Source organism: Pseudoramibacter alactolyticus ATCC 23263, assembly GCF_000185505.1.
Lineage (GTDB): Bacteria > Bacillota > Clostridia > Eubacteriales > Eubacteriaceae > Pseudoramibacter > Pseudoramibacter alactolyticus.
Genome location: NZ_GL622359.1, coordinates 1,878,190 through 1,890,875 on the forward strand (window position 1 = coordinate 1,878,190; position 12,686 = coordinate 1,890,875).

Below are 12,686 nucleotides of genomic sequence, written 5' to 3' on the forward strand. Positions count from 1 at the left end.
GTGATAATATCCGGATATGTCGTTATGCGGATAGGATTGATACCGCTATTGTTTAATAACGCAAATGAGATGCCAAAATGATGGTTTGTTTAAAATAATGTTAATGATTTAGCCGTGCATTATTTTTAAACAAAAAGGTCGGCAGATTGGCATCCTTTGAATGTGGAAAACAGTGATTTTGAATGAAAGTTAATTTTGATACTCGCACAGTACAAAATCGTAAAATAGTATAAATTCTATTTGATTGAAGGGTGGGAGTACGCTATTCTGTAAAAAGAAGTGTATGAAATAGAAACAGGCCAGCCGCACGGATGTTTGTTATTCGCATGCACGCACAATGATGAAGGGGGAGAATCAACATGATACCGGAAGAATTAAAAAGGTTGTTTGCCAGTGCGCTCTTTAATGAAATCATGGACAGCATCGAAGATGTTGTGATGATCATTGACGCAACGACGAAAGTAATCTTTGTCAATCAATCCTATGAGCGGGTTTTTAAAGTGCCGCGGCGCAAGATCCTGGGGAAGCAGCTGGATGAGATCGAGGGGAGCAATGCCTGTGCGATTCAGGCGATGAAGACTGGCGATCCGGTCAAGCACCAAACGGAATTTTTGAAATCCATGAAAATTGACTCTCAGGGCGTTTCGTATCCGCTGAAATACAATGGTCAAATTATCGGCGGGGTTTCAATTTTTAACAATGTCGCGAATTATCTGGGTATTTATTCCAAATTGCGGCGATCATTGGAAATGAACCGTTACTTATCGGAACGCTTATCGGCCTATGTCGAAGACCTGCCGTCACGCGAATTTATCACCGTTAACCGACAGATGAAGCTGATCCTCGGCCTGGCGATAAAGGTGGCGGCCTCCGACTCGACGGTTTTAATTCGCGGGGAGAGCGGGACCGGCAAAGAGATCATCGCGCGGATGATCCATGCCAACAGCCCGCGCAAGGACGAAGAATTCGTCACGGTAAATTGCGCAGCAATTCCGGACAATTTGCTGGAAAGTGAATTATTCGGGTATGTGGGCGGCGCGTTTACCGGGGCGAACAAAGAAGGCAAAGCCGGAAAATTTGAACTCGCGCAAAACGGGACCATTTTTCTCGATGAGATTGGCGACATGGATATGAACATGCAGGTGAAACTGCTGCGGGTGCTTCAGGAGCGGGAGGTGGAGCGCATTGGCGGCGCGGCGCCCATTCCGCTCAACATCCGCATCATTGCGGCAACCAATCAGGATCTGGAGAAACTCATTTTGGATGGAAAGTTCCGGGAAGACCTTTATTATCGGCTCAATGTGGTGGAGATCCGGACCACGCCCCTGCGGGATCGGCGGGAGGATATTCCTATTTTAATCACCCATTTCATAAAAAAATTCACAGATGACCATTATGTGGTGACGCCGTCGGTAATCGATATTCTAACCCATTACGATTGGCCGGGCAATGTTCGCGAGCTGCAGAATGTGATTGAACGGGCCTGCATTTTAAGTTCCGAAAAAATCATCGACGTCTTTGCGCTGCCGAATCGCCTGATTTCGGAAGAATTAAAAAAAGATGAGGGTGGAACTGAATTCGGCAGCGACGGGAACAAAGACGACGCCTTTAATTTGAGACGCCGAACGGCGGCGCTGGAAAAACGCCTGATTTGTCAGGCGCTGCGTCAATGCCAGAATAAATCGGAGGCGATCGAAAAATTAGGGATTTCGCGCAGTGCCTTTTATCAAAAGCTCAAGCAATACGGAATTGACGAGCAGTGGTTTTAAAAAAGCGGGTGAAAACGTCGGTTGTTTGAATAGCGGACAAAAAGATCTAAAAGCTGTTTTGAAGTGTGTTTATTTAGCATAGTTCGGCAGCTTTTTTTTTTGACTTAAAATAAAATGGAGCCGATTAAAAGGGAAAAATAAAAAAATTATGGTCATGAAAATCAGTTTTTTAGCGAAGAAGAGAGAAGAAGATCAAAAAATAGATACGCTGATTTCAAAAGTGGCATCAAAATTGCGGAATCAATAAGACGAACGGAGAAAATTGTCGATGGCTTTTAGGATCGCGGATGTATTCCGTCGCGAATGATAAAAGATAGACAACCTCGGTGTTCAGAATTCAAATGTTCCTGTGTATTCAAAGTGGAAAGAAGGAGAGCATTATGACAAAGCGATTAGATGGCAAAGTGGCGCTCGTGACCGGTGCGGCGAGGGGCTTGGGCAGAGCTTATGCCCTGCGGCTGGCAGAACTCGGCGCCGATGTCGGGGTGATCGACATCAACCTGAAATCCTACGAAGAATTTGAAGGCGAAGCCAAGCTCATGACGGCGGGCAGCACCATGGACGAAGTGAGAACCTTAGGGGTGAAGTCGGTCGGTGCGGAAGCGGACATCACCAAGCGCGAAGAAGTTTATGCGGCGGTCAAAAAAATAGAAGACGCATTGGGGCCGATTGATATTCTGGTTTGCAACGCCGGCGGCGGCATGGGCGCGCCAGACGGCAATAAGGCGGCGCAGATCAACTGGGAGCAGTTTTACGGTGTGACGGAACGCAATTATTACGGCACGGTTTATACCTGCAACGCCGTGGTGCCCGGCATGAAGGCGAGAGGCTACGGCAAAGTGATCAACGTGATTTCCGTCGGCGGGCTGATTGCCAATAGCGACGGAAGCTATGCCCACTACGGCTCTGCCAAGGCTGCCATCCGCCAGTACACGATGGAACTGGCCCAGGAATGCGGCCGCTACAATGTGACCTGCAACTGCATCGCCCCCGGCTTTATCGCAACGGGTCGGCTGGTGGAAAATTACAGGAAAGCCGGCGAAGGCACCTTTCTGCGCAACGTGGCCATGAAGCGCTTCGGAACACCGGAAGACTGCGCCAACGTCATCGAATTTTTGGCGACCGACCTGTCGTCCTATGTCAACGGGGCCGTGATTGAAGTGACCGGCGGCACCGTCGGCCGCATGATCATGAACGAACCGTCGGAAGCATAAGCAGATAGTCACAGGGAGGAAACAATCAATATGAGCAGATGGGAAAAGCTTGAAAAGAAACCGGCGCCGATGTTTACGGAGGCATTCGGCGCCCTGACCGGCATCCGCGTTTTGCTTAACGGGTCGGTGGTGGCGGCGCCCTTTGCGGCAACCATGCTCAGCGACTTTGGTGCCGAAGTGATCGCCCTTGAAAGACCGAAAACCAAAGGTGATCCGGCCAGACATCAGATGCCGCAGGTTTGGGAAGGGGACGCCCATATCAGCGGCGCCTGGGCGCAAAATGCCAGAAACAAGCTGAGCTTTGCGCTGGAAACCAACTTTAAAAAGGTTCCCGAGTCCAAGGAAATCTTCTTTTCGCTCATCAAGGAATGCGATGTCTGGATTGAAAACATCGTCTGGATTGAAAAATTGGGACTGACCGATGAAATGCTGCTGAAGGTTAACCCCAAACTCATCATTTGTCATGTGAGCGGCTTCGGGACGCCGGGCTTCGGCGGCGAAACCCAGTATCTGAACCGCGCGTGCTACGATCCGCTGGCCCAGGCCGAATCCGGCTGGTGCCTGCTCCAGGGTTTCCCGGACAAGCCGCCGTATTACGCCCAGCAATACATCGGCGATTACCTTTCGGGGATGTTTGCTGTCAACGGGATCCTAATGGCGCTGTGCCACGTCGAAAAGACGGGCAAGGGCCAGGTAGTCGACGCCACCCTGGTCGAAAGCTTCATGCGCGTCATGGATGACAACTTTGTTCTCTGGGATCAGGAAAGCATTCAAAAACAGCGCCAGGGCGTCAAGCAATTGACCTATCAGCCGGCCGGCATCTTTGAAACGAAGGACGGCAAGTTCATCAACCTCGGCACCTATGGCAAAGGCCCCTACGAAAAAGTGATGAAGGCCTTCGGCTTCGATTTGGACAAATATTCCTACGAAGCGGCTGGCGGCAGCGCCGAGGCGCTCCAAAGTCTCGAAGGGAAAGAGCTGGACCAGATGTTTGCCGATTACTTTATAAGCCACACGGCGGACGAAGCCATCGAGGTGCTGCTCGAAAATAAACTCGGTGCAGCGGTCATTAAAGACTGCCAGGATGTTATGGGCGAAAAGCACTGGCAGGAAAGAGGCGATTGGGTGACCTATCACGACCAGACCCTCGACAAGGATATCGTCGCCTTTGGCTTTGCGCCGAAGCTATCTGAGACGCCGGGCAAGGTCTGGCGCGGCGCACCGCGGTTGGGGCAGGACATGGAGGCCATCATGACCCGGCTTCTGGACTACACCCCGGAAGAAATTGAAGCCATGCGAGGCAAGGGCATTATCGACTAAACCGGTATCCGGCAGCGCGGGGGCTGCCGTTTCATTCATTCGCAAAAGAAGGAGGTGAGAGCAATGGCATCAGAAGCGCTGCTGGAAAAATTAGATGCATTCTTCGACGCAGATATCAACGAATATCTCAGCGAGCACCATGGCGGGGCAGAGGTGGTGGATGTGGAAGGCGATGAGCTGATCATTCGCCTGACCGGCAAATGCCGGGGCTGTTTGTCCATGAGTCAGACCGTCGACGGCATCATCCTCAAAAAAGTCAGCGCGGTTTTTCCGTTTATCAAAAAGGTGACGGTCACCGACGACGTCAGCGACGAGGTGTTCGCCATGGCGGCAGGATTATTCACCTCGGCCCGTTATGTTTAAAACAGCAAGCCGTTTTGACAATGGATGATAGAAAAATCTGAAAATTTTTAAAAAGAAGGAGATAAAAATGGGTGTTGGAACGTATGACGCGTATATTGAACGCATGAAGCAAATGAAACCGAATATTTATTTGAACGGCGAATGTGTCGACCGGATGGGACCGTGGAACGAAGCGGGTTTCTGGGTGATGAAGCAGTGCTACGACATGGCCAACGATCCGGCCTATGCCGATGTGTGCACGGCCAAGTCGCACCTGACGGGGGAAATCATCAACCGCTGCACCCACATCCACCAGTCCCAGGAAGATCTGCTCAACAAACAGCTGATGACGCGGCTGGTCTGCCACCATGTGGGCGGCTGTATGCAGCGGTGCATGGGCACCGACGCCTTAAACGCCATCGCCGTCGTCTCCTACGACTGCGACCAGGCCACCGGCACCAACTATCACGAAAGGTTCAATAAATATCTGGAATACTGCCAGGCGAACGACCTGATCTGCAACTGTGCCCAGACCGACGTCAAGGGCAGCCGCAATTCCAAATACAAGCGCGCCCATGAACAGCCCGATCCGGACATGTTCCTCCACATCATCAAGACGGACGTGGACGGCATCGGCGTCGACGGCAAACCCTGCAAGGGCGTCATCGTCCGGGGGGCTAAAATTTGCAACTCCAACGCGCCCTACGTCGACGAGATCATCGCCAACCCGACGAAGTTCATGGGCCGCGGCGACGAAGGCTACGCCGTGGCGTTCGCGCTGCCGGCAGACTGGCCGGGCCTTAAGCTGATGGCGCTGCCGGGCAAGCATCACAAACGCAAACACCTGCAGGCACCGTTTAACCAGAACGGGGACAATGAATCGCTGACGATCTTCGACGATGTGTTCGTGCCGGAAGAGCGCCTGTTCTTAAACGGCTTCGACAACCCGGACGTCGTGCAGTACGCCGGCTATTTAGCTTTGATGTTTGCCCATTTCCACAGACATTCCTACACCGGCTGCAAGACCGCCGTGTCGGAAATTATCGCTTCTCAGGCAGCGCTCGTTGCGGATGTGAACGACATCGCCAAGGCGCCCCACGTCCGTTCAAAGATCTGCGACATCATCGGCACAGCCGAACTCGTCTTTGCCGCCGGTCAGGCTTCCGCCTATCGGGCGATCCAGTTCCCGAACGGCTCCTGGGTGCCGGATGAAATCCTGACCAACGCGGGGCGCCGCCTGGCCGGACACAACATCTATCACGAATACGAAATCTTAGCCGACCTCACCGGGGGGATCTGCGCCTCGCTGCCGACGGAGGAAAGCTTCTTCGCGCCGGAAACCGCCGATTTGTGCAACAAATATATCATGCGCAACCCGGCCTACACCGCGGAAGAAACCCACCGCGTCATGCGGATGATGGAAGACAAGCTCTGTGATCCCTTCGAAGGGGCGCAGTGCGTGGCCGGGGTCCACGGGGGCGGATCGCCCCTGATGGAAGAAATCACGATGATGAGCCGCTACGATCTGGAAGAGCTCAAGAAGATCGCCAAATACCTGGCGGGCTTCGACGGGGTGGACTGCCCGCGTTACGAACGGGCGACGGCCACGCCCCGGGCCATGCTCGACCGCTTTAAGAAGACGCAGAAATAGCGCGCCAATGTCCCGGGACGAGGCTGCGCTTCGCCTCGAGACAGGTTCTGTCTCGGTGCAAATGCCTTAGGAGAGAAAATGAACGCAGAATATAAGACATTTGAAAGTAAAAAAACCCTCTACTACATCGCTGGTTTGATAGTTTGCTTTATTTTGGGGATCGGGTATACCTGGTCCGTCGTCCAGACGCCCTTCGTGCAGGCGCTGGGGGGTGAATCGGTGACGGCGACGGTGGCCTTGTGTTATACATTGACCGTTTTGTGCTCGACCATGTCGCCGACGATACTGGGCGGGTTCACCAAACATTTAGAGGCGAATCAGCTGGTGATTATCGGCGCGGCGCTTTTCGGCGTCGGTTATATCTTGAGTGGTTTTGTGGCGAACATCGCGATGCTTTTCGTCGTGTACGGCCTGATGACCGGCGTCGGCACCGGGCTGATGTATCCCACGATGATGGGCTATTCCGCATCGGTTTTTCCGGAAAAGACGGGGATTGCCTCCGGGCTTTTCGCCGGGGTTTATGGCGGCTCTGCCATGCTGTGGTCGCCGATTCTCGCCAATATGATTGCCGGCCGGGGCATGCGCCAAGCCTTTATCATCATCGGGGCGGCCTGCCTGGTGATTCTGGTGATCTGCGGGGCGATTATCCGTCCGGTGCCCGAAGGCTATGTGGAATACAAACGGGCGCAGGACAGCGGCGCCGGCGATCAGCCGAATGAAGACGCCGATGCGCCGTCGCGGATCGTGAAGGATTTAAACCGGGGCCAGATGGTGAAGACCAGCATGTTTTATGTGGCGGCGGTGACCTTTGCCTTCGGACTGACCTCCGGGATGATGGTGATCAGCCAGTGCACCCAGATCATGGGCAGCACCTTCGGTCTGTCGATGACGCGGGCCGCGCTTTACGCTTCGCTGCTCTCCTGCATGAGCATGATCGGCCGGATTTTGTGGGGCGCGGTGACCGACCACACCGATAAATTTGTGACCATCTGCATTATCTGCGCGATTCCAGCCGTGGCGATGGGCCTTTTGGCCATTTCGCCTTCGATGACGATGACGGTGGTGTGCATGGCGCTGGTTGCGCTTTGCTACGGCGGCTTCGGCGGGACGATCACTCCGATCACGGCGGATCTGTTCGGCTCGAAATATATCACTGAAAATTACGGTGTGATGTATTTGATGTTCGGGATTGCCGGCCTGATCGGGCCGCGGGTGGCGGTCACGTTGAACCGCAACGGCGATTACTCGGCGGCCTTCATGGTGGGCTGCGTTTTGGCAGTCATTTCACTGATCGCCGCGTTTATCGTCCGGAAAAAGGTCAAGCAATAAATTCACAAAAACGAAAGCGTCCGAAGGTGAGCACAGGTGAGAAGGGACCCAAAGGAACCAAAATGACCATATCAAATCGTTCAACATATCTGAAGGCAAACCCCCAGCGGTTTCGCCAGTCGACATTTTGTGAACTGTTTAAAGAAACGGTCAGCCTATACCCCGATAAAATCGCGGTCAAAGAAGGAAAGCGGCAGCTGACATACCGAGAGTTAGAGGCGAAAACCAATTGTCTGGCTCATGCGTTGGCGGAGGCTGGGATCGCGTCCGGTGAGATTGTCGGCATTGCGGCGGGGCAGTCGATCTGTTCCGTGGTGGCGATGATCGGCATCTGGAAAGCGGGCGGGGCCTACACCTATATCGACTATAACTATCCGGAGGCCACCAAGGCGCGCATCGTCAGCGAGTGCCAGTGTCGATTGGTTTTGGACCAAAGTTTTTACCAAAACATGGATTACACCCGGGACGATCCCATCGATCGTTCCCAGAGAGACGGTCTGGCCGTGCTGATTTATACATCCAGCACAACGGCCAGCCCCAAGGGCGTGATGATCGAACATCGCAATGTGATGGCGTCCATCGGCAACTTCGGCCGCTTTGACCTGACGGATGACGACATCTATGCCATTTTCCCGAGTTTCAGTTTTGTCGCGTCGGTCTTTGATTTGTATGCAGCGCTGTGTCTGGGATGTACGGCCGTGATCATTCCCCGAAAGGTGAGAAGGCATATTGACGCGCTGCAGGCTTTCTATAAAGAAGAGGCGGTGACCATCACCTTTCTGCCGCCCCACATGGCCGTCAAATTTCAGAAGATCGACGACGGCCAGACGAAGCTGCGGCTTTTGATTGTGGGCAGCGAAATGGCCAGAAATTTAAAGAAGGCTTCCTATCGCATCCTCAATGTTTACGGCTCGTCGGAGCTGACGGCCATGATTGCGGCTTATGAAATCTCCGATACCAGAAGCGCCTATCCCATCGGCCGATTAAATAATGATATCCGCGGCTACGTGGTGGATGAATCCGGTGCACCAGTGCCAGCTGGTGAAGCCGGGGAATTATGGCTCGCATCCGAGCAGGTGGCCCGGGGCTATTTGCACAACGAGGAGAAGACGGCGGCGCACTTTATCCGCAATCCGTTTTCTGACGAGCCGGCCTTCCGGTGGCTCTACAAAAGCGGCGATATTGTGCGGGCGGATAGCGACGGCATTTATCATTATGTCTGCCGGAAGGACAACATGGTGAAGATTCGCGGGTTTCGCGTCGAGATCGACGAGGTCGAAAGGCAGATGCGCCAATACGGCGGCATCGGTGAGGTTTGCGTCAAATCCTTCACGGACAGCGGCGGGACCAATATTCTCTGCGGGTATTTTGAAGCAGACACAACACTCGATGTGAAGGCGGTCAAGGCCTTTCTCAATAAAAAGATGCCCTATTATATGGTGCCGACGGCTTTGTTCCAGGTGGAGAGTCTGCCGCGGACGCCGAGTGGGAAGATCGCCCGCCGCGCCATTCAAGCGCCGGCGGAAATCAACGATCACCGGTTGTTAAAGGAACGCTATTAACATGAAGACGAGGATCACAGAACTTTTAGGCATTGACTATCCCATTTTGCAGGGCGGTATGCTTTGCGCGGCGACGCCGGAGCTGGTGGCGGCCGTTTCGAACGCCGGCGGCATGGGCATTTTGAGCTCGGCGATGTATCCGGAGCTGGAAGAATTTCGCGCTGCGTTAAAAGAAACGCGGGCGTTGACGGAGCGCCCCATCGGCGTTAATATGAGCTTCCTGCCGGATATCGACCAGCGGGAGAAAATGAAAGCGGTGATTGGTAGCTGCGGCGATGCCGGGGTGGCGGCCGTCGAGACCTCCGGGATCAAGCCCGATTTCATGGCGCCTTTGATCCGCGGCGCGGGCATGGTGCACATTCACAAGGTGCCGGCGGCCCGCTACGGGATCAGCGCCGAAAAATGCGGCGTCGATGCTGTGTCGGTGGTCGGTTTTGAATGCGGCGGCCATCCGGGAAAGGATGAAAAGGGCACGATGGTGCTGATCGATGAAGCATCGCGTGTGCTTTCGGTGCCGGTGATTGCCGGCGGGGGCATCGTCGACGGACGGGGCATCGCCGCGGCCCTGGCCCTTGGGGCGGACGCCGTCGTGATGGGCACACGCTTTCTGGCTTCAGAAGAAGCGCCGATCAGCAATGCTCACAAAAAATGGATGTGTGCGGCGGGCGAACGCAGCACGGTGATTGTCCAGAAGAGCGTCGGCAATATGGCGCGGGCGGCCAATAATGGCGCTGCGCAAAAATGCCTTGAGATGGAGGCTCGGGGCGCGAGCTTTGAAGAGCTGCAGACGGTGACCTCTGGCGCGCGCACGCTCAAATCCTACCGGACAGGGGATGTCGATATGGGCATCAATCCGCTGGGGCAGGGCGTCAGCCTGATCCGCGAGGTGAAAAGCGTCGAAGCCATCATGCAGGCGCTGATCGCGGAAACGCAAAGCCAAGTAAAGTGTTTGGAACAAATTTTTTCATAAGAATTTTATCAAAAATACATTTTCACGGAGAGGAAAATCAAATGGCAAATGAAACATTCACATTACCCAAATTTGACTTAACGGGCAAGGTCGCCATCGTGACCGGCGGCACCAAAGGTCTGGGCCACGGTATCTCGCTGAAATTGGCAGCGGCCGGCGCCAAAGTGGTGGTGACCAGCCGCCATCAGGACGATTGCGACGCGGTGGCCAAAGCCATTAAAGAGCTGGGCGGCGAAGCCATCGGCGTGAGCACCGATGTGCAAAAGGTCGATGCGATCGAAAATCTGGTGAAGCAAACGGTGGCAGCCTTTGGCCGGCTGGACATCATGGTGAACAACGCCGGCGTGGCACTGACCAAAAAGGTCAAAGATATGTCGGAAGCCGATTGGGACCGCGTGCTTGATTCTAACTTGAAGGGCGTTTTCTTCGGATCAAAAATCGCGGCCGATCAGATGATTGCCCAGGGTGACGGCGGCAAGATCATCAACATGTGCTCCATCGGCGGGATCAAAGGAAACAATGGCCTCTCGGCCTACGGGGCATCCAAAGCCGGCGCCATCAATCTGACCAAAACCTTCGCCTGGGAATACGCCCGCTATGGCATTCACGTCAACGCGATCTGCCCGGGCTACGTCAAGACGGCGCTCAACGCGGACACCCTCGAAAATCCGGCCTTTAAAGAAAAAACATTGAAAAAGATTCCGGAAAGACGCTTTGGCACGGTGGACGAAATCGCCAACCTGACCCTGTTTTTGGCCTGTGGGCTGTGTGACATGCTCGACGGCGAATACATCGTGGCCGATATGGGGGCAACCCTCGGCGGCGATGTCTGAATCGGTTCGGCATTAATGGCGGCGGCCCACTGCGGCACCGCGAGCTTCATACAGACTGCGACATGTTCGGAGCATTGCGGAGAGAGAAAGGAAAATGCAACATGCAGGATTTTATTTTAACGGCTGAACAAAAAGACTTGGTGGCGGTCGCCAAGGACTTTGCGGAAAGAGAGTTGGCCCCCGTCGTGGAGGACTGCGACGCCAAGGGCGAGTTCCCGATGGACGTGTATAAAAAATTTGTGGAGCAGGGCTTTTCGACCATGTTCATCCCGGAAGCATACGGTGGCATCGGGGCAGGTGCCCTGGATCTGGTGCTGGTGAACGAACAATTCGCCAAGGTCGACGCCGGGTTTATTGTCTCGGCGACGACGGCGGAATTCGGGGTGACGCCGCTGCGCATCGCCGGCACGGAAGAACAGATTAAATATTACTTTGAGCGCGTGATGGACGGCCAGCTCGGGGCCTTTTGCCTGACGGAAGCCGACGCCGGTTCCGACGCGTCTGCGACACGCACCACCGCTGTGCGCGACGGCGACGACTATATTTTAAACGGAAGCAAATGCTTTATCTCCAGCGGCGGCATCGCCGATATGTTCACGGTGTTTGCAGTGACGGATAAAGAAAAGGGCGCCCACGGGATCTCCTGCTTCCTCGTCGAAAAGGAACGGGAAGGCGTCGGTGTCGGCAAGGAAGAAAACAAAATGGGCCTGCGCCTGTCCAACACCACGAGCTTAAGCTTCGACGATGTGCGCGTCCCGGCGAAGAACCTCATCGGCGAAGAAGGCCAGGGCTTTATGATCGCCATGCAGTCTCTGGACAGAAGCCGCGGCGTCAATTCCTACGGCTGCCTGGGCATTGCGGAGCGCGCCATCGACGAGGCCACCAAATACGCCATGGTCCGCAGGACCTTCGGTAAGCCCATCATCAAAAACCAGGGTATTTCTTTCATGCTGGCCGACATGGAAATTCAGACCACGGCGGCCCGAACCCTGCTCTACCATTGCGCTGATATGATCGACAAAACCGGCCAATACGACACGCGCCTCGGCTCTGTCACGAAGACCTTCGTGTCTGACGTGGCGATGAAGGTGACCACCGACGCGGTGCAGATCCTCGGCGGTTACGGCTACAGCAAGGAATATCCGGTTGAAAAATTGATGCGCGACGCGAAGATCTTCCAGATTTTCGAAGGCACCAACCAGATTCAGCGGATGGTTATCGGCCGGGAAATGCAGCGGCGCTACAAGGTCTGAGCGATCTTTTAAAAATTTCGTCATCCACAACGGCATGATTGGCGACGATGATGCCGTTGTGGCTTTTTTATTTCAGCAAACAGTTTTGAAAAGCGAAAGGAGCAAGTCACGCCATATCAGAATATTACTTACGACGTGAAGGGCGGCGTCGTGCGCATCGCCGTCGGCAAACGGAAGCGGCAGGTTTGTGCGGCGTCGCTCAAATTCAGAGAAGGCGTGTTTGCCTTTTTGGAAAAACGGCGGCCGGTATTTGGATAGCGTTTGGCCCAACGCCGGCAGATACACTGCAAAAAGAAAGGCGCGCATTATGATAGATCATTTTAAAGGATTCAAAGTGGTTGAACTGGGCACCCATGCGGCCGTGGCGAGGGCCGCGCGCACGACGGCCGCTGGGGGCTGGCGGCGAGCCCGGTTTGGGGCGCGCTTTATTGTATAAAAGAAAA

General features: G+C 54.3%; 11 protein-coding genes. All 11 read left to right on the plus strand.

The features are described from left to right. Positions 1 to 359 precede the first annotated feature (359 nt). Positions 360 to 1,769: a sigma-54 interaction domain-containing protein gene (locus HMPREF0721_RS08985; protein ID WP_006599402.1), complete on the plus strand. Its 1,410-nt coding sequence runs from the start codon at positions 360 to 362 to the stop codon at positions 1,767 to 1,769. Between the two features lie 380 nt (positions 1,770 to 2,149). Continuing rightward, a complete protein-coding gene (locus HMPREF0721_RS08990) occupies positions 2,150 to 2,983 on the plus strand; it encodes an SDR family NAD(P)-dependent oxidoreductase (protein ID WP_006599403.1) in 834 nt (277 codons plus the stop codon). A gap of 30 nt (positions 2,984 to 3,013) precedes the next feature. After that, positions 3,014 to 4,303 carry a CoA transferase gene (locus HMPREF0721_RS08995; RefSeq protein WP_006599404.1) on the plus strand — a complete coding sequence of 430 codons (1,290 nt, stop codon included), beginning with the start codon at positions 3,014 to 3,016 and terminating at the stop codon, positions 4,301 to 4,303. Positions 4,304 to 4,366: 63 nt separating this feature from the next. Further along, positions 4,367 to 4,666 (plus strand): NifU family protein, encoded by a 300-nt coding sequence (locus HMPREF0721_RS09000; protein WP_006599405.1) that lies wholly within the window; start codon positions 4,367 to 4,369, stop codon positions 4,664 to 4,666. A 67-nt stretch (positions 4,667 to 4,733) separates the two neighbouring features. Then, a complete protein-coding gene (locus HMPREF0721_RS09005) occupies positions 4,734 to 6,296 on the plus strand; it encodes a 4-hydroxyphenylacetate 3-hydroxylase family protein (RefSeq protein WP_006599406.1) in 1,563 nt (520 codons plus the stop codon). Positions 6,297 to 6,374: 78 nt separating this feature from the next. Continuing rightward, positions 6,375 to 7,625 (plus strand): OFA family MFS transporter, encoded by a 1,251-nt coding sequence (locus HMPREF0721_RS09010; RefSeq protein WP_006599407.1) that lies wholly within the window; start codon positions 6,375 to 6,377, stop codon positions 7,623 to 7,625. Positions 7,626 to 7,687: 62 nt separating this feature from the next. Then, positions 7,688 to 9,187, plus strand: a complete 1,500-nt coding sequence (locus tag HMPREF0721_RS09015; RefSeq protein WP_006599408.1) for an amino acid adenylation domain-containing protein — start codon at positions 7,688 to 7,690, stop codon at positions 9,185 to 9,187. 1 nt (position 9,188) lies between these two features. Next, positions 9,189 to 10,157, plus strand: a complete 969-nt coding sequence (locus HMPREF0721_RS09020) for an NAD(P)H-dependent flavin oxidoreductase (RefSeq protein ID WP_006599409.1) — start codon at positions 9,189 to 9,191, stop codon at positions 10,155 to 10,157. 41 nt (positions 10,158 to 10,198) lie between these two features. After that, positions 10,199 to 10,990, plus strand: a complete 792-nt coding sequence (locus tag HMPREF0721_RS09025; protein WP_006599410.1) for an SDR family NAD(P)-dependent oxidoreductase — start codon at positions 10,199 to 10,201, stop codon at positions 10,988 to 10,990. 101 nt (positions 10,991 to 11,091) lie between these two features. Beyond that, positions 11,092 to 12,243 (plus strand): acyl-CoA dehydrogenase family protein, encoded by a 1,152-nt coding sequence (locus HMPREF0721_RS09030; protein WP_040640021.1) that lies wholly within the window; start codon positions 11,092 to 11,094, stop codon positions 12,241 to 12,243. Between the two features lie 307 nt (positions 12,244 to 12,550). Further along, on the plus strand, positions 12,551 to 12,679 hold the full coding sequence (locus HMPREF0721_RS12615) for a hypothetical protein (protein ID WP_006599413.1): 129 nt from the start codon (positions 12,551 to 12,553) through the stop codon (positions 12,677 to 12,679). The last annotated feature ends 7 nt before the right edge of the window (positions 12,680 to 12,686 follow it).

Coding starts and splice junctions, on each gene's coding strand:
- HMPREF0721_RS08990 (WP_006599403.1), top strand. CDS start 2,150: ATGACAAAGCGATTAGATGGCAAAGTGGCGCTCGTGACCGGTGCGGCG.
- HMPREF0721_RS09000 (WP_006599405.1), top strand. CDS start 4,367: ATGGCATCAGAAGCGCTGCTGGAAAAATTAGATGCATTCTTCGACGCA.
- HMPREF0721_RS09005 (WP_006599406.1), top strand. CDS start 4,734: ATGGGTGTTGGAACGTATGACGCGTATATTGAACGCATGAAGCAAATG.
- HMPREF0721_RS08985 (WP_006599402.1), top strand. CDS start 360: ATGATACCGGAAGAATTAAAAAGGTTGTTTGCCAGTGCGCTCTTTAAT.
- HMPREF0721_RS09030 (WP_040640021.1), top strand. CDS start 11,092: ATGCAGGATTTTATTTTAACGGCTGAACAAAAAGACTTGGTGGCGGTC.
- HMPREF0721_RS12615 (WP_006599413.1), top strand. CDS start 12,551: ATGATAGATCATTTTAAAGGATTCAAAGTGGTTGAACTGGGCACCCAT.
- HMPREF0721_RS09010 (WP_006599407.1), top strand. CDS start 6,375: ATGAACGCAGAATATAAGACATTTGAAAGTAAAAAAACCCTCTACTAC.
- HMPREF0721_RS09020 (WP_006599409.1), top strand. CDS start 9,189: ATGAAGACGAGGATCACAGAACTTTTAGGCATTGACTATCCCATTTTG.
- HMPREF0721_RS09015 (WP_006599408.1), top strand. CDS start 7,688: ATGACCATATCAAATCGTTCAACATATCTGAAGGCAAACCCCCAGCGG.
- HMPREF0721_RS08995 (WP_006599404.1), top strand. CDS start 3,014: ATGAGCAGATGGGAAAAGCTTGAAAAGAAACCGGCGCCGATGTTTACG.
- HMPREF0721_RS09025 (WP_006599410.1), top strand. CDS start 10,199: ATGGCAAATGAAACATTCACATTACCCAAATTTGACTTAACGGGCAAG.